The organism is Serratia proteamaculans, from assembly GCF_004684015.1.
Lineage (GTDB): Bacteria > Pseudomonadota > Gammaproteobacteria > Enterobacterales > Enterobacteriaceae > Serratia > Serratia proteamaculans_F.
Genome location: NZ_SRIA01000019.1, coordinates 118,909 through 144,092 on the forward strand (window position 1 = coordinate 118,909; position 25,184 = coordinate 144,092).

The 25,184-nt window shown below is 50.1% G+C and carries 23 protein-coding genes, 1 tRNA gene and 1 pseudogene; 11 read left to right on the forward strand and 14 right to left on the reverse strand.

What is annotated here, in order from left to right:
• Positions 1–8: 8 nt before the first annotated feature.
• The gene (locus tag E5C26_RS16245; protein ID WP_135317245.1) at positions 9–1,127 is read right to left on the reverse strand and encodes a branched-chain amino acid ABC transporter substrate-binding protein; all 1,119 of its coding nucleotides are present in this window, start codon (positions 1,125–1,127) and stop codon (positions 9–11) included.
• A gap of 479 nt (positions 1,128–1,606) precedes the next feature.
• On the opposite strand from E5C26_RS16245, the gene E5C26_RS16250 reads away from it, so the two are divergent.
• Positions 1,607–1,682: transfer RNA gene (locus E5C26_RS16250), tRNA-Asn, on the forward strand.
• Positions 1,683–1,844: 162 nt separating this feature from the next.
• Here the strand turns inward: E5C26_RS16250 and E5C26_RS16255 are convergent.
• Positions 1,845–2,063 carry a DUF6500 family protein gene (locus E5C26_RS16255; RefSeq protein ID WP_135317246.1) on the reverse strand — a complete coding sequence of 73 codons (219 nt, stop codon included), beginning with the start codon at positions 2,061–2,063 and terminating at the stop codon, positions 1,845–1,847.
• A 913-nt stretch (positions 2,064–2,976) separates the two neighbouring features.
• Here E5C26_RS16255 and E5C26_RS16260 point away from each other — a divergent pair.
• Genes E5C26_RS16260 through E5C26_RS16270 form a run of 3 tightly spaced genes read left to right on the forward strand, consistent with a single transcriptional unit; the run spans position 2,977 to position 6,270 of the window.
• Complete coding sequence (locus E5C26_RS16260) at positions 2,977–3,909, forward strand: retron St85 family RNA-directed DNA polymerase (protein WP_135317247.1); 933 nt, start codon at positions 2,977–2,979, stop codon at positions 3,907–3,909.
• 4 nt (positions 3,910–3,913) lie between these two features.
• Positions 3,914–5,539 (forward strand): AAA family ATPase, encoded by a 1,626-nt coding sequence (locus E5C26_RS16265; protein WP_135317248.1) that lies wholly within the window; start codon positions 3,914–3,916, stop codon positions 5,537–5,539.
• Complete coding sequence (locus E5C26_RS16270; protein WP_135317249.1) at positions 5,539–6,270, forward strand: retron system putative HNH endonuclease; 732 nt, start codon at positions 5,539–5,541, stop codon at positions 6,268–6,270. The genes E5C26_RS16265 and E5C26_RS16270 overlap by 1 nt, the downstream gene beginning before the upstream one ends.
• A 169-nt stretch (positions 6,271–6,439) precedes the next feature.
• Here the strand turns inward: E5C26_RS16270 and E5C26_RS16275 are convergent, their stop codons facing one another.
• The 6 genes and pseudogenes from E5C26_RS16275 to E5C26_RS16300 form a co-directional block, all read right to left on the reverse strand.
• Positions 6,440–7,051 carry a dTMP kinase gene (locus tag E5C26_RS16275; protein ID WP_135317250.1) on the reverse strand — a complete coding sequence of 204 codons (612 nt, stop codon included), beginning with the start codon at positions 7,049–7,051 and terminating at the stop codon, positions 6,440–6,442.
• Positions 7,052–7,214: 163 nt separating this feature from the next.
• A complete protein-coding gene (gene fos / locus E5C26_RS16280) occupies positions 7,215–7,613 on the reverse strand; it encodes a fosfomycin resistance glutathione transferase (protein ID WP_135317251.1) in 399 nt (132 codons plus the stop codon).
• 44 nt (positions 7,614–7,657) lie between these two features.
• Positions 7,658–8,113, reverse strand: a complete 456-nt coding sequence (locus E5C26_RS16285) for a GNAT family N-acetyltransferase (protein ID WP_135317252.1) — start codon at positions 8,111–8,113, stop codon at positions 7,658–7,660.
• Between the two features lie 769 nt (positions 8,114–8,882).
• A pseudogene (gene spr, locus E5C26_RS24825) lies at positions 8,883–9,092 on the reverse strand (bifunctional murein DD-endopeptidase/murein LD-carboxypeptidase); the annotation flags it as partial.
• A gap of 447 nt (positions 9,093–9,539) precedes the next feature.
• Positions 9,540–10,373, reverse strand: a complete 834-nt coding sequence (locus E5C26_RS16295) for a hypothetical protein (protein WP_135317253.1) — start codon at positions 10,371–10,373, stop codon at positions 9,540–9,542.
• A gap of 482 nt (positions 10,374–10,855) precedes the next feature.
• Positions 10,856–11,809 (reverse strand): LysR family transcriptional regulator, encoded by a 954-nt coding sequence (locus E5C26_RS16300; RefSeq protein WP_135317254.1) that lies wholly within the window; start codon positions 11,807–11,809, stop codon positions 10,856–10,858.
• A gap of 139 nt (positions 11,810–11,948) precedes the next feature.
• Here E5C26_RS16300 and E5C26_RS16305 point away from each other — a divergent pair, with 139 nt between their 5' ends.
• A complete protein-coding gene (locus E5C26_RS16305; RefSeq protein WP_135317255.1) occupies positions 11,949–13,118 on the forward strand; it encodes a M20 aminoacylase family protein in 1,170 nt (389 codons plus the stop codon).
• A 36-nt stretch (positions 13,119–13,154) separates the two neighbouring features.
• Positions 13,155–13,943: an ABC transporter substrate-binding protein gene (locus E5C26_RS16310; protein ID WP_135317256.1), complete on the forward strand. Its 789-nt coding sequence runs from the start codon at positions 13,155–13,157 to the stop codon at positions 13,941–13,943.
• A gap of 51 nt (positions 13,944–13,994) precedes the next feature.
• Here the strand turns inward: E5C26_RS16310 and tmaR are convergent, their stop codons facing one another.
• From tmaR to E5C26_RS16325, 3 genes are all read right to left on the reverse strand, one after another.
• Positions 13,995–14,312, reverse strand: coding sequence for a PTS system regulator TmaR (tmaR, locus tag E5C26_RS16315; RefSeq protein WP_012145924.1), 318 nt, complete (start codon positions 14,310–14,312; stop codon positions 13,995–13,997).
• Positions 14,313–14,473: 161 nt separating this feature from the next.
• A complete protein-coding gene (locus E5C26_RS16320; RefSeq protein ID WP_135317257.1) occupies positions 14,474–15,541 on the reverse strand; it encodes an FUSC family protein in 1,068 nt (355 codons plus the stop codon).
• A gap of 99 nt (positions 15,542–15,640) precedes the next feature.
• Complete coding sequence (locus E5C26_RS16325; protein ID WP_135317258.1) at positions 15,641–16,408, reverse strand: N-acetylmuramoyl-L-alanine amidase; 768 nt, start codon at positions 16,406–16,408, stop codon at positions 15,641–15,643.
• Between the two features lie 204 nt (positions 16,409–16,612).
• On the opposite strand from E5C26_RS16325, the gene E5C26_RS16330 reads away from it, so the two are divergent.
• Complete coding sequence (locus tag E5C26_RS16330) at positions 16,613–17,359, forward strand: S24 family peptidase (protein ID WP_135317259.1); 747 nt, start codon at positions 16,613–16,615, stop codon at positions 17,357–17,359.
• 12 nt (positions 17,360–17,371) lie between these two features.
• On the opposite strand, the gene E5C26_RS16335 is transcribed toward E5C26_RS16330, so the two are convergent.
• Positions 17,372–18,481: an SDR family oxidoreductase gene (locus E5C26_RS16335; RefSeq protein ID WP_135317260.1), complete on the reverse strand. Its 1,110-nt coding sequence runs from the start codon at positions 18,479–18,481 to the stop codon at positions 17,372–17,374.
• A 257-nt stretch (positions 18,482–18,738) separates the two neighbouring features.
• On the opposite strand from E5C26_RS16335, the gene E5C26_RS16340 reads away from it, so the two are divergent.
• From E5C26_RS16340 to sbcB, 3 genes are all read left to right on the forward strand, one after another.
• A complete protein-coding gene (locus E5C26_RS16340) occupies positions 18,739–18,948 on the forward strand; it encodes a hypothetical protein (RefSeq protein WP_135317261.1) in 210 nt (69 codons plus the stop codon).
• A gap of 74 nt (positions 18,949–19,022) precedes the next feature.
• A complete protein-coding gene (locus tag E5C26_RS16345; RefSeq protein WP_135317262.1) occupies positions 19,023–19,214 on the forward strand; it encodes a DNA polymerase III subunit theta in 192 nt (63 codons plus the stop codon).
• 98 nt (positions 19,215–19,312) lie between these two features.
• Complete coding sequence (sbcB, locus tag E5C26_RS16350; RefSeq protein ID WP_135317263.1) at positions 19,313–20,740, forward strand: exodeoxyribonuclease I; 1,428 nt, start codon at positions 19,313–19,315, stop codon at positions 20,738–20,740.
• Between the two features lie 55 nt (positions 20,741–20,795).
• On the opposite strand, the gene E5C26_RS16355 is transcribed toward sbcB, so the two are convergent.
• A complete protein-coding gene (locus E5C26_RS16355; protein ID WP_135317264.1) occupies positions 20,796–22,163 on the reverse strand; it encodes an APC family permease in 1,368 nt (455 codons plus the stop codon).
• A 534-nt stretch (positions 22,164–22,697) separates the two neighbouring features.
• Entirely contained in the window at positions 22,698–24,116 is a 1,419-nt protein-coding gene (locus E5C26_RS16365; RefSeq protein ID WP_135317265.1) for a glutamine synthetase family protein, read from the reverse strand.
• Between the two features lie 394 nt (positions 24,117–24,510).
• Between E5C26_RS16365 and puuR the strand changes: the two genes are divergently transcribed.
• Entirely contained in the window at positions 24,511–25,068 is a 558-nt protein-coding gene (gene puuR, locus E5C26_RS16370) for an HTH-type transcriptional regulator PuuR (protein ID WP_135317266.1), read from the forward strand.
• Positions 25,069–25,184 lie beyond the last annotated feature (116 nt).

The window sequence follows — 25,184 nt, forward strand, 5'->3', positions numbered from 1 at the left end:
CGGGCTGATTAGAGTTGGTGATATTTGCCTTTGTCGTCCCATTGATAGACCACGTAATCCGATACCTTCAGGTCGCCTTTCTTGTCCCAGGCCTTTTTGCCCATCACGGTATCCACATCATGCGATTTCAGCCATTCGCTGGCCTTGGCGCTGTCTTTGCCGCCGGTAGCGCTGAAGGCGGCGGCTATCGCCTGAATCGAAGCGTAGGAGTAGAGGGTGTAGCCTTCCGGCTCAAAACCGCTGGCGCGGAACTTGGCGATCACCGCTTTACCTTCCGGAATTTGGCGCGGATCGTTACCGAAGGTCATCAGCACGCCGTTGGTGTACTGCGGCCCACCGGCAGCGGTCACCAGCTCTTCGGTCACGATGCAGTCACCGGAGAAGAACTTGGCGGTCACGCCCTGCTCACGCATCTGGCGCACCAATGGCCCGGCCTCTGGATGGCAGCCACCGAAATAGACCACGTCCGGTTTGACCGAGGCAATCTTGGTCACCAGCGCGTTGAAGTCTTTTTCACCGCGTGACAGCCCTTCATACAGCACTTCCTTCACGCCGCGCTTGTTCATCTCGGCCCTGGCGGCATCGGCCAGTCCCTGCCCGTAGGTGTCTTTGTCGTGGATCACCGCGATGCGTTTGGCTTTCAGGGTATTGAGCATGTAGTTGGTGGCGATCACCCCTTGCTGGTCATCGCGGCCGCACATGCGGAACATGTTGGCCATGTTGCGCTCGGTGATCTGCGGGTTGGTAGAACCGGGGGTGATGGCGATAATCCCGGCTTCGTCATACACCTCGGAGGCCGGCATGGTGGAGGAGGAGCAGAAGTGCCCGACCACCGCCGCGACCTTGTCCTGATCCACTAACCGGTTGGCGACCGCGACCGCCTGTTTGGGTTCACAGGCGTCATCCCCCTGCACCAGTTTGATTTTTTCCCCTTTAATCCCACCGGCGGCGTTGATATCCGCTGCCGCCTGTGAGGCACCACGCCAGTACTGATCGCCATAGGTCGCATTCGGCCCGGAGAATGGCCCGGCGACGCCAATAACGATATCCGCCTGAGCATAAAAAGCAGAACCTAAACAACCGATAAGCAGAGCAGCGAGCGGACTTTTAATCAATTTCGATGACATTGTTGTATTCCTCAGCACTGTTTTAGCGAAACGCCCAGGGGCGTGGAGCAGTCACTTTATGTGTAGACGGGGAAAATAATTTGCGCGAGAGCGCAGTCGCATTACCCGAATTTAGCTAAGCAAAAATCCAGCCATTGTGACGGCCAATACATATTTTCTGTTCATTCATCCTACATATCAGAGGCAAAACGCGGGGATTCACTGCCGTCAGGAGGCGCCGTGGGGGGATCAGGTGGCAAATTCGCGGCAAAATTTTTCTGCTGCTCGCCAGGTGCCTCTCCCCTTGCGCACCAGAAGCGTGCAATGGCAGGTGCAACCCTGAAGCCGGGGTTTTTGTGGTGATAAACAACAGGGATAAGCAGGATGAGTGCCGAAAAACAACGCAACATGCTCATTACATCAGCAAACGCGCTTTTCTTGCAGTTTAGTGCTTTGACAAAGCCGCACCACCCCGCTATTATTCGCCCCGTTCACACGATTCCTCTGTAGTTCAGTCGGTAGAACGGCGGACTGTTAATCCGTATGTCACTGGTTCGAGTCCAGTCAGAGGAGCCAAATTAGAGAAGCCCGCTCAGGGAAACCTGAGCGGGCTTTTTGCTTTTGTTTTGGTGGATGGCTGCTATGGGCGAGGAGCGGGCATACCTGTCTAGAGTAAAGACTGTCATATCATAATCAAGACGCTACGAACGGTAAGGTATCATTAGCTACCAGAATGGTTTACTTCATAGCTAAAACGAGAGATTTTATCTTTTCTGCCTTTTCAAAGTGATCCAGTTTCATCTCCATAATCCACCAATGCGCAACCTCCATCAGCAGTTCCGGGTCATCATTTTTATTGGCAAAAAAAGCATAAAAAGACAGCCCTACGTTACTGCCCTTGCTCACAATTTTTGCCTCACATGTCGTGATGATCTTTTCCTTCATCTCTACCCGCACGTTCTCTCCTTTTTATTCGCTGGACTTAAGTCTATTAACCATAAATCTATACGTACAACGCCCGAACACCTCTCAGGGTTTTCTGCGAGCTACGTTTTTACCCGGCTGAAGCCCCAAAAACGCACCTGTATTACTATGGTGACTGGCAATAGCCGGAGGACTGACACTCATTATTTTTTCTCTATCCAGCCTGATACCATAAGTTCGAGCAACTGACCGAATATCTCGTAAGAATCATAATATCTCTTCGGCTCATCGTCCGTGTGAGTTCAAAGTACCAACGTCCGCTTCTGGCACGAAGCTGCCCAAGGCATAGGTCAAGGGCTGCTTTGAGCGAGGAGCGGACATTTCACTTCTGACGACTCAGTAAAAACATTGAAATAATCATACATTCGTTAACGCTCTCACCACCGTAACAACTGCTGAGGATCAGCCCGCAAATACACCAGAAGTGGTATTAAACGAACAGTGTTGAATGCCAATCAGTTTTTCAGACGCAAATCTCATTCTTACCGTACATTTTGAGTGGATTATCGTAGGCCCTCAGACCCTGTATCCTGCAATTTAAGCGCGTTGTCGGCAAGGCTGGTCTCAGTCAGCAAGAGATGTAATGAGTGCCCCTGTTTCATCTAGCAGCAAAGTTTGCACCAAAACATACGAGCAGCAATGCTTGCTGTCAGTACACATTGTTAGCTATCATCACTGTTAGCTCTTTAGTGTATGGACGGTTTTTGCGTCTAGTCGGGCGGTTAGCCAGACTCTAACTTATTGAGCACTTTTATGATTGCGATAAACACTTCATCGCATCATAAAGTGTTATGATGCGATGAAGTGTTTATCGCGGCTTCTAGTAAAGGGCTTTCAGGGTGACGGGGCATAATAGCGTTCTGCCACCCTGAATTATAAATGATAGATGAAGATAGAGATTCCATATCAGGACATCGGTATTAGCAGAAATAAGCTGGCATTTACTGCGCGGCGAAGTCCGTTAAAATATAAAGTCTATAAAATTCCCAAGCGTAGCTCTGGAGTCAGAGTAATTGCCCAACCAACCCCGGAAGTGAAAGATCTACAACGCAAACTCGTTGAGTTTCTGCGCACTCAACTCACTGTCCATTCCTGTGCCACCGCTTATGAACCGGGTAAGGGCATCAGGGAAAACGCACAGCAGCATGTAAACAATCCTTATCTGTTGAAGATGGATTTTTCCAATTTCTTTAACAGCATTACGCCAGAGACCTTTAAAAATGCACTGTTGCATGATTCAGTGGAAATTGATGAGCACACCTTAATTCTGTTGATTAGTATCTTTTTTTGGTGTCCGGGTAAGAAGCTCTCCGGGAAGCTGGTATTAAGTGTCGGTGCACCGTCATCACCGTTTATTTCTAACTATGTGATGAAAAAATTTGACCAGTTGCTGTCGGAAATATGCCATCAGGCAGGTGTAACCTACACCCGTTATGCGGATGATATGACCTTTTCAACTCAGCATGAGAATGTGCTGTTTACTCTGAAAGAGCAAATTTCCACGCTAATTGTGCAGTCCGGTTATGAAAATATCGCCATCAATGAAAGCAAAACTGTATTTTCATCGAAGGCGCATAATCGTCATGTCACTGGCGTGACACTGACGAATGACGATAAACTGTCAGTTGGACGCAAAAATAAACGTTATGCTTCATCACTGATCTTCAGATTTAAACTGGGAGAACTCAGTGCCGATGAAACTCTGATGCTGAAAGGCTTGCTTGCACATTATTTCCATATTGAACCGGAATTTAAGCTGTCAATGCAAAAAAAATACGGCGCAGAAATTATTAGCGGCATCGTAAAATATCAGGAGTAAATAAATGAATCGGACAATTAAAAAAATAAAAATGGGTGCTGATCATGATAATTCAATCAAAGACCAGTACAAAATGTTTAAGTATTATAAAGAGGGGATGTTTGTTGAAGTCGACCCAGCTGAATCTTCACGTTATCGTCAGATGTGTCTTAATAATCTGAAAGAGGCACAGTTTTGTTTAAAAAAAGTAAAACTGGTAAACTATAAAGGGTTTAACGAACTTTCTATTAATCTGGATAACGATATTATCCTGATCGCCGCCAATAATGGCTATGGTAAGACGGGGATTCTGGAAGCGATCTATCTTTCTCTCTCATGGTTTTATCGGTTGGTTTATGGTTCTAACCAGGGGTGGAAGTTCGGTGATAAATACATCAGCCGCCTGGTAAGTAATGCCGCGATGCTAGTTAATCTGGATATCTCGGTGGGGAATAACAAAAAATCCTCCGGCTATCAGATCGGTATTGCCCGCTCCCTTGGTGCTTCTTCGGTTAAAAGTGACTACACAGAATTTAAAGAGTTGGCTGAAATGTATCTGGAATTTCAGGACAGTGGCATTGTAGCTCCTATGTTTGCTTACTACTCGGTAGAGCGCGGTAAGAACTACCCCGACGGTGGATTCACGTCTGCGATTGAAAGCGGTTCTGGCAAGTTGCTGGATAGACTTTATCCGGACTCTTCACTGGCGCTTTCTTCTAATATCTTTGCCAGCTTTATTAAATGGGCTGCCGAAATCAAAATAAAAAAAATCGTCTCTAACGAAGATGAGCAGAGCGAAAAACTTAAAAGCATCAAGGAATTCATCTACCATATCAGTCATTCTGATCTTGCCGATGAAATAAAAAACACACTGATTAGCCAGAAAAAGAAGGAAGTTGAAATCATCTTTGGCAGCCAGTCAAAGGATAAATCAACCAATCTTGACCGGATGGAAAAGATTGTGGATATGATTTTCGCACTGGGATGCGATTTTATCGATGATATTTCCTCTATCCAGTTAAAATACGATGAAAAGCTAGAAGCATTGGATCTTGTATGTGTAAAACGAGATTGTGAAATCAGTGCGTCCTATCTCTCTCATGGTGAGAAGAGCACGCTTTCACTGTTATTCGATATCGCCCTGAAGCTAATCTATACCTGTGGCACTGAAGACCCATTCAACGGTCAAGGAATCGTCTTTATTGATGAGATTGAGTTACACTTGCATCCTTCATGGCAGCAGTCCCTGCTCAGTAAACTGAAAAAAACCTTCCCGAATGTGAAAATTATTGCCACCACCCATAGCCCTAATATTCTGAATACCGTTGAAGAGCAGGCGATCAGGAAAATTAAAGTTAAGGATAATCGGTTTTATATTGAGATTCCGGCCTTTTCATATGGTGCCGAGTCTTCTCAGGTGCAAAATGATATCCAGGATGTTGCAGCACGGCCCGATGTCGAGCCAGTACAAAATCTTGCACGTTTCCGCAAGATGATGAAAAACAATCAGTACGACACGCCAGAAGCACAGGCGCTGCTGAAGAAAATTCTTGAATGGGGCGATGCTCACGACCCGGACGTCACCAAACTGAAAATTGATCTGGAACTCAGAATTAAGCGTAACGCAAAAAAAATTAGCAAGGAGCAGTAATGAGAGGCTTCAGGAAAGAGCGGCTGAGCAATGCCATTCTGGACACTTATCTGGCGGTGCCAGGAAATGCGAATAATGGTTGGAAGGGTGAATTCTATACCACCTTAGCTTCTGCCGACCGGGACAGTTTGAAAAATGAGATAGTTGCCGATCAGGCTGGTCTCTGTGCCTATTGTGAAAAAGCGCTCAGAGATGAAGGTGACAACAAACCGCTAGGGTTTAAAGTTGAACACTTTATCCCTGAAAACAGCAAAACCATTAAAAGGATGATAGCGGCCGGGCAGCCTGCACCCACCATTAACTACTCGCTATTGTGGACGAATCTGTTGGGGTGCTGCTTTGGTGGGCAACACGCGCGCTCAGCAAGCTATATTGAGTCCCTGACAGATGAAGCTAATCTGAGCTGTGATGTGCTCAAAGCCCATTATAACTGGTCAGCACTGATCCTCGATCCTTCGCAGGAGCCTCCTGACGATGGAACATGGTTTGAATTCGATGAAGAAGGAGTGATGGATGTCTCCGCAGATTGCCCGACCCAGTATGTGGATAAAGCCCGGAAATCAATAGAAATGTTGAATTTAAACTGTGTCAGATTAACTCGTTTGCGGCTGGCAGCGCTGGAGTCGCTTGGTGCTGTTAGTGATGAAGAGGATATCGCCGCATTACTCAGCAAGGATGCCGCAGGTGTCTACGGTGAATTTATCTCGCTGAGAAAATGGTATCTGGCTTAAGCTATTGCGCTCTCTTAGGGGGGGGCAACGCCGTCTGCCCCGCTCTGCTGCATTTTTGCCGCTGCTGACGATCAACCACCGATTTGACCTCCTCCGTTTGATTAATACATCATGATGACAGCAATGCCCTCTATTGGCACAAAACTGCCCATGGCAAGAACGTGGTGCATCATCCAAGCACTCTGTAAATCTCGGAAATCACCTGCATCGTTGCATCTTCAATCATTCCTTCATTACGGCATAAAACCCAGCCGTGATTGGCAATTTCTCGCTCGAACGCCTTGGTACAAGCGACATGCTCTTCCAGCTTATAAATCACCGTGCTACTTAGCCCACGTGGACGGGCTGCAGCCCTCGCCCATGAAATCTCAGGCGCAGTAACCACCCCGACATGCAGGTCTGGCGTTCGCACGTTTCGTTCAATATTAAGCTGTAAAATATCTGCAAATGGCACCATCCGGCGAAACGCGGCATCCGACGGGTACCAGCGATCCATCAGGATAATGCTGTCCGGTGGCTGTTTAGTCAGCACTTGCTGGGAAATCCAGGCACGGCTATCAGCAAGGCGCCTACAAACCTCCAATTCCAAATCCAGGGTGGGATTTCTGGCGAGCTGGTTAACGAGGGCCATTGTTTCCCCCCTGTAGGGATCGCTTTTTCTCTCGCAAAGTCGAACCACCTTCTTGTTGTCTGCCCTTAGTACTTTCGTAATGGCCTCCAACAGTGTGGTTTTACCGGCGCCTTTGGGCCCATCCAGAGACACAAACAGCTGACGACTCATTCTTGAAATGACGATTGATATAGGTTTTTTGTATAGCTTGCATCTGGCAAAAGCATCTTACTTCCTTCGTTTGAATAGCGGCCCCCTCTTCTTTCGTTGGAGCCACTTGGCGCGTCAGCGCGAACCTAATAGATAGCTATTATAAACAGACAGCGATGAACATTCAGAAGAACTCCATTCCTTCGTATGGTTGAGTTCGGCAAGCACGGAGGCGGCTCCCAAGGTCTCCATCATGGATCTCAAGCCTGTGGCCATCGGGGTCTAAAAAGTAGACGGACTTTCCCTCGCTCTTGTTAGTTTTCCATTCTGTAACACCGGACGACCTCAACCGTTCAACGAACACATCGAATTCTTCGGTAGGGATACTGAATGCATAATGTGTGTAGTCATTGCCAACAGATGCTGTATCCACTGAAAGACACAACCAGAGCTCCCCCAACGAAAGGTAAGCGCCATGAGCCCATTTGGCTTTAGGTGTGAACCCAAGCGTCTCAACATAAAAATTCAGGCTCTTTGCTACGTTACTCACTGCAAGGGTGATGTGATTTAGTCCGGTCAACATGTAGAACTCTTTAGCAGGGCGCAGAAAGATTTAATTTATATGATTTATATTTCTTTGCACATAAAGACACTTAAGGGGTCTGCAGCATAAGGAGGGAAAACATCACAAATCTCATACCCACATCTGCGATACAGTGCTATGGCTGGTTGCTGGTGAATCCCTGTTTCGAGACGCAAAATGTGGCAGCTGTTTCCTGAAGCAATACTCTCGATTGCGCTAACAATCTGCTCTCCAAGCTTCAGGCCCCGAAATTCCGGGCGAATGTAAACTCGCTTAATCTCAGCTGAACCAACCTCCTGAAAGAACAAAGCACCACATCCTGCAGGAATGCCGTTCTCATCGCGTGCGATGACACAGCGGAGCTGTTCATCACTGACAGTTGAAAGGTTAAGGCAGTGATTACTTTCTGCAGGATAAAGTTCGCTCTGAAAGGCATCAAGCTCATCTATTAGGCATCCTAACTCAAGGTCACCCTTATCAACTTCTGAAATGTGAAACATTAGCTATACCTGATTCATTTTTAGCTTTTAAAGCTACCATAGCTTTTCTAATTGGCCTGCCCGCCTTTGATTCATATTGAAGCTAGCTTTTCAGACATCCGGCGACGAGGATGATGGAGCATGAAGTCTGCAAAGAGCGAGGTGCGGACATTTGCCTTTGTGTAGAAGCTAGAAGCTCTCAAAACTCAACGGTTTTTTTAGGGATGCTTACACTTGGGCGATTGTAGACAAAATCAGGAAGAAAGACGGGTTATAGCCACTGAAGATAGTCGCATCCGGTAGCGCAATCCGTATTGGATGAGGCACACCTTCATGGCAATAAGTATCAAAATGAATACCAAAATTTTATTAGTTGGTATCCAAATGGGTCATAAGAGGCCTGAAATGTTATTCAGGCATTATGGCCGTTTATTAGATAATATAAAAAGCACATAAAAATCAACACCAGATACTTAACCTATTACTAATTTTCTTTCTTATTAATTACATTACCTATTATTTCAAATGCTTTCTCGTAAACACTATCTGGCGACTTTCCGATAGAAATAACTCTTGGAGAAAATTCCTTCGCAAAAGAAATAGCTTTGTCTGCATTTCCTTCCGATACAATTAAGGCTAAGGCTTGGGAGTCGTAAAGCTCTGCCAGTTGTGCATAGTATCTCATAAACATTACTGATATTTGAACAAGGAACACAAGTAATAATATTGAGCATATGGAAAATGCAATTGTTGCGACAGAAGTTGTAACACTGTTAATTATATTCCCTTGACCTAATCTATAGCGCACACCTTTCCAATCCGCATAACTATCCATAATCTTCGATTTCACCTCTAGGTTTTTTACCATCCGTTCAAATTCATCTTGAGAGGCTTCTAATGATTTACCATTATCTGGTTTGTTTGTTTTTCCTATTTTATTTGAAGTTGGCGATGCGGGTTCAGCCAGTAAATTAGAAGCATTGATAGCATTGAAATACATAGCTTCAATGCCACTGTCGATCTTGTCATTACCATTTAATGATATTTTTTGTAGACATCACTCATTCCCTTAGCAAGTCCACTGGTCGTATTTATATATATTATCCCAAAAATGATAAGAGAAAGAATGAATAGTACTGATGCAATTATTGAGCTCGTTTTTCGAGCAGAGGACGCCCTTCTTTTCAAATTATCAATTGCTGTGGAAAAATCATTCACACCCATTTACAATCCCCTTTCTGAAGGAAGTACATTTGCTAAAGCAAATTAAAATCTCATAAAATTAAAACTACGCAATAAAACTTTCACTGGACCTAACTATCACTATTGATTTTAAGCCTCTTATCAAGAGTTACTCGAAAGATAAATATAATGAATGATAAACCTAAAGCCTTTTTTTACAATTAGTTACCGAGCTGAGAAAGCCATTCGCAAATGCCTATCCTAGCTAACATCTCGGCTGTTTTTGTGCTCCATCGAGTAGCTGCATGGATTCACCATCGCAAAGTTCAAAGAATTCATTCCTCCACTCAACATTAGTTCTTTTGGCTTGTGAACATGAGATTTCTTTACCACTCAGGTAACGTTTATGATTAAAAATCACACCAAAATTGAGCCCGGATTTATGCTTGTAAAGACCGACTAGTTGAGGTGCCCCCCCTGTATATTTATCACTTTTATTCATTATTGTTTCACAAAGAGAGCTAAATACAAAGCGGCTATAGCCTTTCTTAATATACCCTGACTTTTTATTAGAAATTAATTTATCATCAATACACCACTTATTATTTATAGTTTCTTGAATCGCCGCTCCGGAACCAGCCTTGGCAACGACTCTAGATTCACTTGGTAATTCAATCTCATTCCAAATAAATCCATCTTTAGAAAATTTTATTTCAGCAACATGAAACCGGGATTTCATCTTAAATCCAATCCTGGTAGCGTATATAATAGTACCAGTCCCTATTCGGTTTTCGGAGAGACTGCAGACCTTTTCATTAAAAAAATGTATTACTTTTTGAATTTTTAACTCGAATGAATCTGAATGCTCAATCAAGATGTCGTCATCAATGTGACAAATTAATTGTTGCATTGTATGAACAGCAAATTCAGCACGTCCACTATAACCAAATATCTCAGGGTAAAAACGTGATGAAAATACCTTTTGAGTACTATCCCAGCAATCTCCATGGTCCATCCATGTAATTCTACTATCTGAGGCGATATAAACAGATCCAATGCGCTGGCTATCAACCCCGACCCATGCAATCAAAGTAGTCATAGCTTTACAATACCTAATAGATTAGATAGTCTTAGTGTATTGGTAAAGTGATACCTAGACAAGCAATCCCGGGCCCCTCCACCAAATCTATGGGGGGGACAGTTAGAGCACATTTCCCCAGGCAACTGGGGGAGTCCCGGTTCAAAAATCTGCCAGTAGCTCCATTCTTTTATGTCTTTTTCGATTGCCATAGGCAGTTAAGACCTACGCTGACCTACACTTTTGCATATAAGCAAACATTTTGGAATATACGTTTGCCGTCGGTCTGGAGATTTAGCCAACTCATTGGTAATGGGTCACCTATCACTTCATTTTTTCTAAGCACTGTCCGCATGCCCAGATAAGGCTACTAAATAGCACAAAAGCCATTCCTCGAATTAGTTTATATTTTGAACCAGAGGTACGCTCCTGGCACAAAACCAACTGTCAGGATGACAGAATAGCAAAAACACCACCAACAACTCCGAACTCCCCCCCTACCCCTAAATCAAAAGCCTCACCCGATCATAAATCAGTCGATCCTCGAGCCGCGCGGAACGAGCGTGCGAGCGCAGGGTGCGGATCAGGTTATCAATCAACGCATGGGCCGCGGTGCTGAGGATGCTGTTGCGCCTGGTGACAATATTCAGCCGCGCCAGGTCACAGCCTTCCTGTAGTGCCAGCGGTTGCAGGCGTCCGGCAAACTGCGGTAAACCTATCAAGGGTAGCGGGCACCAGGTACACATGTCTGCCGACTCCACCATGGCCTGCAGCATGCCGAGGGAATGCGCATGAATAATGCGGTTCGGATCAAGTTGAGCGCCGTGTCGGCTGAACAGTTGCTGGATTAAATCGTCATAATTTTCTGGGGTGTAATTCAGCACCCAGTCCTGCTCCAGCAATTGGTGGACCGAGGTGCTTTGGGCCAATGGATGGCCGTGCCGCACCATCACCGCCGTTTCATAATCCAGCAACGCCTCGCAATGAAACTCCTGCGGTGCTATCGAGGCCGGTAGCGGCGTGATGGCAAAATCCATCGTACCCTCTCGCAGTTGGGATTGGGCGTTGGCCATCAGGCTTTCAAACAGCTCCAGTTTCACCCTCGGCATCTTTTTGCGAAAGGCCACTACCGCCGCCGGTAACACCGTCAGCATCAGCCAAGGCGTGATCGCCACCTTCACTTGCTCCTGCGCCAGCCCACGCAGGCCCGCCATTTCATTGTTGGCCTGTTCCAGTTGATTCAACACCAGCCGGGCGTGTGCCAACAGCGTTTTCCCGTAAGGCGTAAAACCCAGTCCGGCCGGAGTACGGATCAGCAAGGGTAACTCCTGTTGCTGTTCCAGCTCTCGCAAGGCCCGCGTGACCGCCGCCTGTGAAAGCCCCAACTGTCGTGCGGCGGCGCGGATGCTGCCACCGTCGGCACTGGCGACCAAGGCCTGTAACTGATGTAGTTTCATCACGCCCCCTGACAATCATAAGTTGTCAGCATAACCGAACGACGGCTCCCCGGGCAAAAGGTTGTTTGTTAGTCTCCGAAGTACCTTGTTCCCGGTTATCGATCGCCTCGGGAATCGAAAATTCACTTTGGATACCGCGATGAACAATTCGCTTGTTTTACCCGAAATCGCCGCCGTTAATCACGAAATGGCCGCCATTCGCCACCATATTCATGCGCATCCAGAACTGGGGTTCAATGAGTTTGCCACCAGCGATCTGGTTGCAAAGCTGCTGACCGAGTGGGGTTATCAGGTCACGCGCCACATAGGACAAACCGGGGTTGTCGCCACCCTGCAGCGCGGCGTGGGGAAATCTCTTGGCCTGCGGGCCGATATGGACGCGTTACCGATTGAGGAAACCAGCGAACTGCCTTATGCCAGCACTCACAGCGGCGTGATGCACGCCTGCGGTCATGATGGCCACACCACCATGCTGCTGGCGGCGGCGCGTTATCTGGCGCAGCACTCTGACTTTACCGGCACATTGCAGCTAATATTTCAGCCGGCGGAAGAAGGTGGCGGCGGTGCCAGAGTAATGATGGAAGACGGATTGTTCGAGCGTTTTCCTTGCGACGCGGTGTTCGCCATGCATAACGTGCCCGGCTTCCCGGTCGGCCAACTGGGCTTTGCCAGCGGCCCTTTTATGTGTTCGGCCGATACGGTCAACATCATCCTGCATGGTCACGGCGGCCATGGCGCGGTGCCGCAGCACACCGTTGATCCGGTGGTGGTCTGTGCCGCCATAGTGATGAGCCTGCAGACCATCGTATCCAGAAATATCGATCCTCAGGAAACGGCGATTGTGACTGTGGGCGCGATCCAGGCCGGTCTTGCAAGCAATGTCATCCCCTCGACCGCTACCATGACGCTGAGCGTACGCGCACTGAATGCTGATGTCCGGCAACGACTGGAAAACCGCATTACCGCATTGGTAGAAGCGCAAGCCGTCAGTTTTGGCGCCCGGGCAGAAATTGATTACCAGCATGGCTATCCGGTGCTGGTAAACCACACGACGGAAACCGAATTGGCACGTTCGGTGGCGTTGGACTGGGCGGGTGAACAACAGCTCATCCCGTCGCTGCGGCCGTTTACCGCCAGTGAGGACTTCGCTTTTATGCTGGAAAAATGCCCCGGCAGTTATATCTCGATTGGCAACGGGGAAAGCTCGCCCGGCAACTCGCTGCATAACGCCGGTTACGATTTTAACGACGAGTGTCTGCCGATTGGCGCCACTTACTGGGTCAAGCTGGCGGAACGCTTCCTGGCTTAATCCCTTTTTGCACACCACAACGCTGAGGAAAACATAATGAAAACAAAAAGTAGCCTGGTTTTATTGCTGCCACTGGCGTTCAGTTTCACCGCCTTTGGCGGGGAGTTCAGCGGCAAGGTGATTAAGCTGGGCATAGACCCCACCTTTCCGCCGCTGGAGTACAAAACGGCGCAAGGAACCCTGACCGGGTTCGGTGTGGATATCGCTCAGGCGCTGTGCAATGAGATGCAGGCAAAGTGCGTTTGGGTCGAAAGCAGCTGGGACGGGATGATCCCGGGGTTGCAGGCAAAAAAGTTTGACGCCATCGCCTCGTCAATGACCATTACGCCGCAGCGCGAAAAGCAGATCTCCTTCTCGAACAAGGTGTCTAACGCCCCGGCACGCCTGGTGGCCCGCAAGGGCAGCGATCTGCAGCCCACGGCGGCTTCGCTGAAAGGCAAATCGATTGGCGTGCAGCAGGGCTCCAGTCAGGAAGCTTATGCGAACGCAATGTGGCGCCAGGCCGGGGTCAACGTTATTGCCTATCAGAGCCAACAGGAAGTGAATGAGGATTTGGCCAACGGCCGGTTGGACGCTTCGCTGCTGGCCAGCGTCAGTGCCAGCGAATTTTTCAAAACGCCCGGCGGCAAGGATTTTGCCTTTACCGGCGCGGAACTGAACGACAGCAAATATTTTGGTATTGGCGATGGCATTGGCGTGCGTAAAGAGGACCGCGCCTTGCTTGATGCCTTCAACGCGGCGCTGAAAGCCATTATCGCCAACGGCACCTATAAGAAGGTGAACGATAAATACTTTGATTTTGATATGTACGGTAAAGGGGAATAACTGAGGGACTGATTAAAAGGGCCAAGCGAGCGCCTGGCCCGATAAAAACGGTTACTTCACTTCGCCCATAGCCTTCAGCTTTTTGGACAGTTCGCGACGCTCTTTAGACAGATCGGCATTTTTGATGATGTAGTCATCAACGCGATCTTCATAGTCGCTGCGCATGTTGGCAATGATGCCCTGAACATCTTCAATGCTCATGCCCGGCTTGATGTACTCACTCAGGTTATCGAGCAGCAGCACGCGCTTTTGGTTGTCGCGGACTTTCTTCTCGTTGTCGATAATTTCGCGTTGCAGCTTATTTTTACGTCGGAACATACGCACAAACTCCAGAACGTCCTGGAAACTCGGCTTATTTGCATTTTCCATCTTCATACCCTTGCTTTAGTAATACACAGATTCATTGGCTTACGGCCACAATGAGACCAAGATACAGGTTTGTGGCGCTCTGACACAACACTCATCGCCCTATCTTACCCACTTTACCGCCGCGACAAAAACCCGAAGCGCCTGCTTCATGATCTGGCCCCCTATTCACGCTCACCGGCGGTACACACCTTGAGCAGGTCACCCAGTTCTTCCAACTGCTGCGTCAGTTCCATGCTCAGCCAGACGTAGCCGTAGATAGGGGCTTCACCATGCTGGCTGACGCTGGCCTCCTGCATCAGGGTTTTCAGCTCGGCAGCAATTTCACTCAGTTGCCCTGCCGCCACCGCCTGCTGCGCCTGCGGGCCGTTACGCATGGTTTCCGCCAGCGCTTCCAATGAGCGTAGCGTCAACAGTTGCGCGCTGCGCAGGGTTTTGGCATTCAGCATAATAAAATGGGTTTCGCGCGAGGCCCAGTAGGCGTCGGCCAACAGCTCCAGCGTACACACCAGATTACGGCTCAGTGTCTGCACCGCTTCGAATACTGCTTTGGGAATATGTGTTTCTTTGCTGCTGGGCACAATCAGGCCGCGCAATTTGACCACCTGATTGAGCAAGTCTTTCAGCTGCGGCTCCAGCCGGGGCCTTTCGATCATATTCGGGGACAGGTAAGCGCCGTAGATCTTGCCCGCGCTTTGCAGGCAATCGGCCATTTGCATGCGCCACAGAATGTAGGCCCGCTGCGGGTAAATGCTGGTAAACAACAGCGCCAGTAATGAGCCAAAAATCACGTCGCCACTGCGCCACAGCGCGGTATGCATATCACCGGCACCGGCGCCACAAACCACCGCCAGCGTAATGCCCACCAGCAATGCCATATAAGGCCGTTTGCCCAGTGTCAGGTAACCACAGAAAAACATCACAACGCCACACCACGCCAGCATTAGCGGTAGTGAATAAAGCTCAAGATACAGGGCAATCAGACCGGAGGCGGCACCAAACACCGTACCGGCAATACGCTGCAGCGCCCTTTGCAACACGTTGCCCCAGAATGAAATCGGCCCCATCACCACCACCAGCGTAATCAACGGCCAGGTGCCTTCCGGCACTTCAAGCAGGCGGATCAGCAGGAAGGTCAGGATAAACGCCAGCCCAATGCGCACACCATGCACAATGCGGTAATGGCGGTAAGTCAGACGTTCAAACGGCGATATTTTTCTGTCGAGGCGCACAATGCATCCCGTTATCGATGGCGAGAAAGGATATCAGTTTAGCGGAGGAAGGCAGGCAGAGAAAAGGCGGATAAGGCGTCCCCTATCCGCAGTCAGACGTTAAGCGGCATATTTATCCACCAGCGCACGCAAAATGGCGGCGGTTTCCACGTCCATCACTCCATCATATTTTCGTTGACGGAAATGCAGCTGGAAGGCCCGTACCAGTTGGCGATAGCCTTCGGCATTGGTCGCTGCCGAGGTGTCGTAACCGTATTTGGCGAACAGCGCCAGCAGATCGGGCTGTGCAGGCAGGCCCTGGCATTGATATTCATGCTGGTGACGATGCTTCACCGCTTCGTCATACCAGGCCCCCACGCCGGCCAAATACAGCTGGTGCCATGGGAATTGCGGGCCAGGGTCACTTTTGCGGCCCGGTGCAATATCGGAATGCGCCACCACGTTGACCGGCGTGATGTCCGGATAGCGTTGCAGAATGTTCTGCGCCAGCTGGCTGACCGCGGCAATCTGCTGCGGGTTAAACGGCGGGAAGCTAATGTCTTCGCCATCGCCGCTGGCCAGATTGACGATCTCAATACCAATGGACGTATCGTTGAGATTATTGCGAGTGCCCCACTGGCTGGCCCCGGCATGCCAGGCGCGTTCCACTTCATCGACCAGGTTGAAAATGCGCACCCCGCTGAAACCGGCCGCCTGATAGCTTTGATCTTCAGGATCCGGCACCAGGTAATGGGCACTGACCGACTTGCCGGTCAGCGACTGCACCGAATCGGCAAAGTTTTGCGCCGTGTAATGCAGCACCAGAAAACGCACCCGGTGGCCAAAGCTGGCTACCGAACGGTAGCTGTTGTAATCCATACTGAACATAATCGATTCCTTGTTGGTTAAACTCACGTGCCACAGTCATTGCAGGATCCGTCCCGCTCAAGTGGCCGCAACATACAGCGACCCTACAATGCCTTTGCGGACCTTGTCCACCCGTTCATGTTTAGCTAATTGCTAAAGTTAAAGCAAGAAATATTTAGTGATAGCAATATTTACCTTTTTGCTAAACAGTGCGATCATCCGACGATGGAAACCAAAGAAATAAGACGCAATAATTTGCGCGAGCTGATGGCCAGCTATGCCCGACAGGGTGTCAACCAGAGCGAGTTTGCGCTGCTGGTAGAGTCTTCTTCGCCGACGCTGAGCCAAATCAGCGGTGAAAAGTCTTCCCGCAATTTGGGGGATAACCTCGCCAGACGGATCGAGGCCAAGCTGAACCTGCCCAAGGGCTGGTTTGACGTTTTCCATGAAAAACAACTGGTGCGCCCGTTTGACGACGTAGCGGCAGAGTCGGATTTTCAACCTGCCCGCCTCAAGCCGGTGGTATGGGAAGACACCGAACAGGACAAGGAAGAGTTTGTGGAAATTCCCCTGCTGGATATCAATTTCTCTGCCGGCGACGGCTGCTATGAAATCGTCGATCGCGAAGAATTTTCGCTGATCTTCCGTCGCTACTATCTGCACAAGATGGGGGTGGCGGTGAATGCCGCACGCATCATCCGCATTTCCGGCTCCAGCATGGAACCGCGTCTGCAAGACGGTGATGTGGTGGGGATTAATACCGATGACATCCGTATTCGCGAAGGCAAAACCTACGCTATCCGTCATGGCAATCTGCTGCGGGTAAAAGTGTTGATCGAGCAGCCTGACGGCGGCGTTATTATTCGTTCCCTGAACCGGGAGGAATACCAGGACGAACACCTGAGCTATCCGCAGCGCAAAGACCAACTGGTGGTATTGGGCCGCGTGTTCTGGTCATCTTCGTCCTGGTAATTCGCCAGCCTGTTATTTGAAATCTACCACCATTTGCTGCTGGATCGACAAACCACGGGTCGACTGTACGCAACAGTCGATGTAGTCGGTAAAACGCGGCGGTTTCGGCATGCCCAACTTAAGAATTTTATCGTTACTGAAACGCACGTTCAGCATGGCGAAAGAGCCATACAGGCGCATCGCCTTGAGCATCAGCCGTTCGTTACAAGGCCCGAAAATATCCTTCAGTTGTTTACGCATTTTCAGCAGCGCTTCGTAACTGACCTGCGCGTAATGATCGCCAAGCGGTGGTTTTTCCAGCGCGGCGGCAATGGCACGGTCGATATCCGCAAAACGGACGCTGCTCTCTTCGCCGGCCGAGATATGGTAAACGTCATTATCCAGCGTTTCGCTGTTCAACAGCATCACCAACGCATCGGCGCAGTAATCCACCGGGATCACGTCGATATTGTCCTGCAGTGAACACATAAACTTGCGCAGCATCAGCGCCATGCTGAACACCCAGAAAATGCTGCTGGAAGGCTGACAACCTAGGCGAGTATGCCCCACCACAATCGAAGGACGGGCAATCACCAGCGGCAGCTGCGGGCAGCGTTGGCGCATGAGTTGTTCAATGGTCGATTTGGAGCGGGTATATTCCACCAAATGCTCGGCGGTTTCTTCAAACTCACCGCTTTCCGCCACCAGAGAACCCGGTTCCGGTGCACAGGACATTGCGGTGCCTACATGCAGGAAACGTTTTAATCCAGACACCTGCGCCATTCTCTCGGCAAAGGCCAGCGTGCCTTCGACGTTCACCTTCCAAATAAGAGGGTTATTGCCAAATGACGCGACGGCAGCACAATTAATAACGTGCGTTACATTGTTAATTCGTGTGTCCGCTAAAAAATTAGCAGGCTCACTTAAATCGCCCAACAATATATTTTCTATCGTGATCTTTGAAAATAAACCAGCATCAATATTAAACTTTTCCATATTCTGTCGAATACGTTCCAGTCCCTGCTGTGCATTTTCAGCTCGCACTAACAGAAGATAGTTAATTGACTGATTTTCTTTAAGTAACTTCTCGAGCACTGCACCACCAAGAAAGCCGGTAGCACCGGTTAACAGCAGAGTTTTCATAATACGTATCCACATTGGTATTGAATGTTGCTGATTGTATGTGGAGATAATTAAACAAATACTAAATAAAACTCAGTGGCACCTATTTATCTTTTCTTAATATTATCTTAAGGAATATCTTGAAACATCATGAAGGCGTTTGGTAACACATTAATAAGAAACCGCCCATAATAAACAAGTCCGTTGACATAACATTGATATTAACTCTGATTTAATTCCCTGGTGAATGTTATTACCTTTTCTCATCAGGAGTATTTATGAGCTATAACCAAAAAATTTGGTTGGGCGTCCTGGTCCTGTGCAGCGTTTTCTGGCTGGCGGTGATCGGGGGTATTTTCTCGGCCCATCAAGCCTATGAACGTGCGGAGCGACAAAGTCAGCAGGAATTTACGGCCAGGTACTCGCAACATGTTCAGGGTGCAACGGCACCAAGCCACAGCCTGCAAGCCCAGTCGTCCACGTTGTGAAATCCCCCCAGAAGGGGTAGGGACAAGCGCGGCTAAGGATCCTATGATGCCCTTTGATTGACAGGGAGAATAATATGGGTCGAAAGCTGGATAGCTTACCGCAAGCAGAACGTGAAAAAATTGAAGTCGATTTACTGGCCCTCAGCGTGATTTATAACGAACGCTATGGCATAGCTGTCAACGATGCCGCCAATGCCGAACAACAGGTGCCCGATTATTTACGGCCCTACTTTCACCTGCGCCTGGACTACTACCGCAGTGCGTAATACCGCGCATTTCTTCGATTAACGCTAACGACCGCTTGGCATCAGGCATCTCGCCGTTACAATAGGGGATATTCCCCACGCACGTGAGAGATGCGATTTTGAGCAGCAAGGTACCGGCCACATTCTACATCCACGACTATGAGACCTTCGGCATAAGCCCATCGATGGACCGCCCGGCGCAGTTTGCCGGCGTGCGTACCGATATGGATTTCAATATCATCGAAGAGCCGCTGGTCATCTACTGCACCCCGGCCGATGACTACCTGCCCGATCCCGAAGCGGTGATGATCACCGGTATTACTCCGCAACTGGCCCTGGCCAAAGGCGTTAACGAAGCCGAGTTTACGCGGCAAATTCATCAGGCATTCAGCGTGCCCGGCACCTGCATTTTGGGTTACAACAATATCCGCTTTGATGACGAAGTCAGTCGCAATATTTTCTACCGTAACTTCTACGATCCCTATGCCTACAGTTGGCAGAATGGCAACTCACGCTGGGATCTGCTCGACGTTATGCGTGCCTGCTATGCGCTGCGCCCGGACGGCATCGTCTGGCCGGAGAACGAAGATGGCTTCCCCAGCTTCCGTCTGGAGCATCTGACTCGCGCCAACGGCGTTGAACATGAACATGCCCACGACGCCATGTCGGACGTTTACGCCACCATTGCCATGGCCAAACTGGTCAAGCAGGCGCAGCCACGGCTGTTTGATTTTCTGTTGCAGCACCGCAACAAACATAAACTGAACGCGCTGATCGATATCGCAGAAATGACGCCGTTGGTTCACGTTTCCGGCATGTTCGGTGCAGCACGTGGCAACACCAGTTGGGTATCGCCACTGGCCTGGCACCCGGACAACAAGAACGCGGTGATCATGTGCGATTTGGCCGGTGATATGACGCCATTGCTGACGCTGAGCGCCGACGAGCTGCGTCAGCGGCTGTATACCCGCCGTGAGGATCTGGCCCCTGGTCAAGCGCCGGTGCCGATCAAACTGGTCCATATCAACAAATGTCCGGTGCTGGCACCGGCGAAAACCCTGTTGCCGGAAAACGCCGAGCGGCTGGGGATCGATCGTCAGGCCTGCCTGCAAAACCTGCAACTGCTGCGCCAGCATCCGCAAGTGCGCGAAAAAGTGGTCGCCCTGTTCGCCGACGCCGAGCCTTTCAAGGGTTCTGATGATGTCGATGCACGGCTGTACGATGGTTTCTTCAGCGATGCCGATAAAGCAGCGATGAAGATTATCCAGCAAACCAAACCACAAAACCTGCCGGCGCTGGATTTGACCTTCAATGATAGTCGCCTGAAAGAGCTGCTGTTCCGCTTCCGCGCCCGCAACTACCCCAATACGCTCGATGACGCCGAGCAACGCCGCTGGTTACAGCATCGCCAGGAAGTGTTGAGCGCCGAACGAGTCCAGAGCTACGTACTGCAACTGGAGTCGCTGTATAACCTGCATGAAGGCGACCAAGAAAAAACTGCGCTGTTGAAAGCGCTGTTTGAATACGGCAAAGAGTTGGTCGGCTGACAAAAACAACAAAGGGCGCCGAGGCGCCCTTTTTAATGCACAAAGCTGTTAAAACTTAGGCTACGTCTTCGCTAGCCTGGGGTACCGGCAGGCGGAAGCTGCGCGTGACAAAGGCCAGGTAGATCAGGCCAATTGCCGCCCACACCAGGCCCAGCGTCATTGAGCTGGCTTCCAGATTCAGCCACAGCGCACCCACGGTCAGCGCACCCATAATTGGCAGGATCAGGTAGTTAAAGGTGTCTTTAACGGTACGGTTCAGCTTGTCGCGGATATAGAACTGCGAGATCACCGACAGGTTCACAAAGGTGAACGCCACCAGCGCACCGAAGTTAATCAGCGCCGTTGCGGTAACCAGATCAAACGAAACCGCAGACAAGGCAATCACGCCGACCAGCAGCACGTTCAGTGCCGGGGTACGCCATTTCGGGTGCACATAACCGAAGAAACGCTCCGGGAATACGCCATCACGACCCATCACGTACATCAGACGCGAAACACCGGCGTGCGATGCCATGCCTGAAGCCAGCACGGTCACGCAAGAGAACACCAGGATCACCGACTGGAAGAACTTGCCGGCCACGTACAGCATGATTTCCGGCTGGGACGCATCGGGATCTTTAAAGCGTGAAATGTCCGGGAAGTACAACTGTACAAAGTAGGACACCACGATAAAGATGACACCACCAATCAACGCCGTCAGGAAGATGGCTTTCGGGATCACGTTCTCTGCGTCTTTGGTTTCTTCCGACAGCGAGCTGATGCCGTCAAAACCGAGGAACGAGAAGCACAGAATGGTCGCACCGGTAATCATCGGCACCACATGCGCACCCTCAGACCAGAACGGACGGCTGCTGATCAGCGTACCGGCACCTTCACCATGCGAAATGCCGTTCACGACCAGGAACAGGAAGACGATCATGATCGCCACCTGCACCACCACGATAATGGAGTTCAGGTTCGCCACCAGCTTGATGCCGCGCAGGTTGAACAGCGTCATCAGCGCCACCAGTGCCGCCACGAAAATCCACGAAGGCACGCCCGGGAAAATGGCTTCCAGGTAAATTTTGGCCAACAGGATGTTAATCATCGGCATGAACAGGTAGTCCAGCAGTGATGACCAACCCACCATAAAGCCGACGTGCGGGCTGATGGCTTTCTGGGCATAGGTATAGGCAGAACCGGCAGACGGGAATTTCCGCACCAGTTTACCGTAGCTCAAGGCAGTAAAGAGTACCGCCAGCAGAGCAAAAGCGTACGCAGTGGCGACGTGACCATCGGTCAGGCCGGATACGATGCCAAAGGTATCGAAGATGGTCATTGGCTGCAGGTAAGCCAGCCCCATCATCACTACCGGAACTAAAGTCAGGGTTTTACGCAGCTGTGCGCGTTCAGCCGGAGCGGCATTGATGATGTTATCGGACATGACGCAGCCCCCCCTTACCTTCGGTCTTGCGGAGCGTAGACACGCCAAGACTTAAGGTTGCGGGGAAACTTCGCAACTTGCGACTGAATTCAAAAAGAAGGGGATTGGAAGCTGGATAACGAGTCAAGGCGGCCTTGGCTGCTCCATAATCGCTGCGACCGCAGCGGAAACCGGCGGGCACCGGTGCTAAAGTGAAAAATTGCCCCATCTTTCTTATCCTCATGAGTCACGACCATAAAGTTTTATTTGATCGCGCACGAAACTATTTATCTATCCGGATCGGTGTCCGGCCTCGCTTGGTGTATGAAACGCACAGTTTGTAAAACACAAATGCAAAAAAAATAACCGACGCGTTAAAACGTCGGCTATCTGCATTAGGGATATTTTGCACCAGAAACCCTCCTGATGACAAGATCAGGAAGGCCTGTTACACAAATTCTTTTTGCGATCGTTCGGAAAACCACCCTTACAGGTGAATTAATCCGCTATCTTTACGACCGTATATCAAGTTTATGGCGTTCAGTTTACGCCCCTTCAGGCATTTTTCAACATCCAGTCGATCTCGGTTTCCGTCACCAGTCGCTCAAACTGCATCAATTCATCCATCTTACAGGCATGGTAAACGTGGGTGAAACGTTCGCCCAGATACTGCGTCAGTTCACGCTGGTGTTCAAATTCATACAACGCGTCGCTTTGACGGATCGGGAACGGTAGCCCTTCCTGCTCCAGCCCGTTGCCAGTCACCGGCTCAGGCAAGGGCAGTTCGTTGTCCAGACCGTAAAGAATGCCTGACAGTATCGCCGCCACCACCAGATAAGGGTTGGCATCGGCACCCGCCACACGGTATTCCACCCGATGATTTTCCGGTTCGCCGCAGGGAATGCGCAGCGCAACGGTGCGATTGTTGTGTCCCCAGGAAGCCTGGGTCGGCACATACATGCCCGGCTGGAAACGACGGAAAGCATTCACATTGGGCGCCAGCAGCGCCATCGAGGCGGGCATTAAGGTGATCATCCCGGCCAGCGCGCGATGTAACAAGGGTGAGTCTTCGCCGTCCGCTTGCGCGAACAGGTTGTTGCCGTTGCCGTCCAGCATGCTGATATGCACGTGCATGCCGCTGCCGGCGTATTCTTCATAGGGTTTTGCCATAAAGGTGGCGTGCAAATGATGATTTTCCGCCACCATGCGTACCAGTCGCTTTAACCCCAGCGCATGGTCACAGGCCAGCAACACGTTATCGGTATGCTGCAGATTCACCTCGAACTGGCCGGGTGAGGCCTCCGCCACCGCACCGTCCGCCGGTAAGCCCTGCATCTGCGCCAGCGTGTCGATGTCGTTGAGCACTTCGGCAAAATGATTCAGGTTATCCAGCGAGTAAACCTGGCTCTGCATGTTGCGATCCTGGGTACCGGGCGCGCAGGGAGGCTGTAAATACCCCTCGGCGTCTCGCTGCCTGTCTATGAGATAGAACTCCAACTCTACCGCTACCACCGGGAACATGCCGCGCTGGCGTAATGCCTGCCACACTCGGTTCAGGACATTACGGGGTTCAACGTCAAAGGGAGTGCCATCTTCATCCAGCATGGTCAGTAATACCTGGCCGATATTATCCGGGTCCGCCGCTGACGGCGTCAGCGAACCGGCCACCGGCATGCAAACGCGATCCGGCTCCCCCAGTTCCTGCCCCAGGCCCGCCTCTTCCACCACATTGCCCAAAATATCCATAGCGAATACCGAGGCGGGGAAGTAACAGCCTTTTTCCAATTTTTTCAGTCCGGAGACAGGGATGCGTTTACCGCGGAAGGAACCATTGAGATCAGTGAGAAGGATATCGATATACTGCGTTGAGGGGTGGCGTTCCAAATAATGAGCAACCTCACGTTGGAACGCGCTACTTCGCCTCTCTTCATTATGCTGTGCAAAATTTTCAACTGCTGCGATATTGGTTTGCATACATCACCCGCCATTATGCTCTGAGAACGCGTTCGCGCTCACCTGCCGATAGGTTCAACACATGGTCTGATTTCTCTGTAGACTGCGCCAGAACTGGCGCTCAAAATAACATCCATAATATGAAACATAGCCTTAACACAAATGGTTTGCAAATGTTACAATCCTGTTTGATTATTCGCCACCGACTGCTAAATTGATAAAATATTGACCGAAAAGGTGTTAACTGCCTTTTTATGTATAGAATTTCGTCCGCCAGAACGGGGGTGGTCATGGGCAATATATTTTCCAAATTGGTCACAACTACCGATATCATGCCGTGTCGAATTCACTCGGACAGGCATCTGACACCGATATTCATTTCTGCCTGTCGTCCCTACCACAAGGAAGCACCACTATGAGCGAAGTCAGCTTGGCGCCGGGTAAGCGCCTGTCACAGATCCGTCTGCAATTGGGTTTGTCGCAGCGCCGGGTCGCCGAACTGTCCGGGTTAACCCACAGCGCCATCAGCACCATCGAGCAGGATAAGGTCAGTCCGGCCATCAGTACGCTGCAAAAGTTGCTGAAGGTCTATGGGCTGTCGCTGTCTGCATTTTTTGCCGAACCTGAGGCCGCTCAGGAACCCAAGGTGGTGATCGAGGCCGAAGATCTGATTGAGATTGGCAGCCAGGGCGTCTCGATGAAGCTGGTGCACAACGGTAACCCAACCCGCAATCTGGCGATGATGCTGGAAACCTACCAACCCGGCACCACCACCGGCGAGAAAATCAAGCACCAGGGCGAGGAGATCGGTACCCTGCTGGAAGGCGAGATTATGCTGACCATCAACGGCCAGACTCACTGCCTGACCGCCGGTCAGAGCTACGCCATCAACACCGGTATTCCCCACAGTTTCAGCAATACCTCGGCGCGCGTCTGCCGCATCGTCAGCGCCCATACCCCCACCACCTTCTGATCAGACATCGCGTTGCCAAACGCGCGATTTCACAGCCCCGTTCAGTGCTATCACTGACACTGAACGGGAGTCCTCAGCGGCGAAAAATCAATTTCATCTCAGTTATGCCATTTAGT

Excerpts from the sequence above, each read along its gene's own strand:
- E5C26_RS16310 (WP_135317256.1), top strand. The coding sequence starts at position 13,155 with ATGAAAACAAAAAGTAGCCTGGTTTTATTGCTGCCACTGGCGTTCAGT.
- E5C26_RS16265 (WP_135317248.1), top strand. The coding sequence starts at position 3,914 with ATGAATCGGACAATTAAAAAAATAAAAATGGGTGCTGATCATGATAAT.
- fos (WP_135317251.1), bottom strand. The coding sequence starts at position 7,613 with ATGTTGACCGGACTAAATCACATCACCCTTGCAGTGAGTAACGTAGCA.
- E5C26_RS16325 (WP_135317258.1), bottom strand. The coding sequence starts at position 16,408 with ATGTTCAGTATGGATTACAACAGCTACCGTTCGGTAGCCAGCTTTGGC.
- E5C26_RS16305 (WP_135317255.1), top strand. The coding sequence starts at position 11,949 with ATGAACAATTCGCTTGTTTTACCCGAAATCGCCGCCGTTAATCACGAA.
- E5C26_RS16335 (WP_135317260.1), bottom strand. The coding sequence starts at position 18,481 with ATGAAAACTCTGCTGTTAACCGGTGCTACCGGCTTTCTTGGTGGTGCA.
- E5C26_RS16365 (WP_135317265.1), bottom strand. The coding sequence starts at position 24,116 with ATGCAAACCAATATCGCAGCAGTTGAAAATTTTGCACAGCATAATGAA.
- tmaR (WP_012145924.1), bottom strand. The coding sequence starts at position 14,312 with ATGGAAAATGCAAATAAGCCGAGTTTCCAGGACGTTCTGGAGTTTGTG.
- E5C26_RS16245 (WP_135317245.1), bottom strand. The coding sequence starts at position 1,127 with ATGTCATCGAAATTGATTAAAAGTCCGCTCGCTGCTCTGCTTATCGGT.
- E5C26_RS16340 (WP_135317261.1), top strand. The coding sequence starts at position 18,739 with ATGAGCTATAACCAAAAAATTTGGTTGGGCGTCCTGGTCCTGTGCAGC.
- E5C26_RS16300 (WP_135317254.1), bottom strand. The coding sequence starts at position 11,809 with ATGAAACTACATCAGTTACAGGCCTTGGTCGCCAGTGCCGACGGTGGC.
- E5C26_RS16285 (WP_135317252.1), bottom strand. The coding sequence starts at position 8,113 with ATGTTTCACATTTCAGAAGTTGATAAGGGTGACCTTGAGTTAGGATGC.
- E5C26_RS16275 (WP_135317250.1), bottom strand. The coding sequence starts at position 7,051 with ATGAGTCGTCAGCTGTTTGTGTCTCTGGATGGGCCCAAAGGCGCCGGT.
- E5C26_RS16345 (WP_135317262.1), top strand. The coding sequence starts at position 19,023 with ATGGGTCGAAAGCTGGATAGCTTACCGCAAGCAGAACGTGAAAAAATT.
- E5C26_RS16270 (WP_135317249.1), top strand. The coding sequence starts at position 5,539 with ATGAGAGGCTTCAGGAAAGAGCGGCTGAGCAATGCCATTCTGGACACT.
- E5C26_RS16295 (WP_135317253.1), bottom strand. The coding sequence starts at position 10,373 with ATGACTACTTTGATTGCATGGGTCGGGGTTGATAGCCAGCGCATTGGA.
- E5C26_RS16330 (WP_135317259.1), top strand. The coding sequence starts at position 16,613 with ATGGAAACCAAAGAAATAAGACGCAATAATTTGCGCGAGCTGATGGCC.
- E5C26_RS16260 (WP_135317247.1), top strand. The coding sequence starts at position 2,977 with ATGAAGATAGAGATTCCATATCAGGACATCGGTATTAGCAGAAATAAG.
- E5C26_RS16355 (WP_135317264.1), bottom strand. The coding sequence starts at position 22,163 with ATGTCCGATAACATCATCAATGCCGCTCCGGCTGAACGCGCACAGCTG.
- puuR (WP_135317266.1), top strand. The coding sequence starts at position 24,511 with ATGAGCGAAGTCAGCTTGGCGCCGGGTAAGCGCCTGTCACAGATCCGT.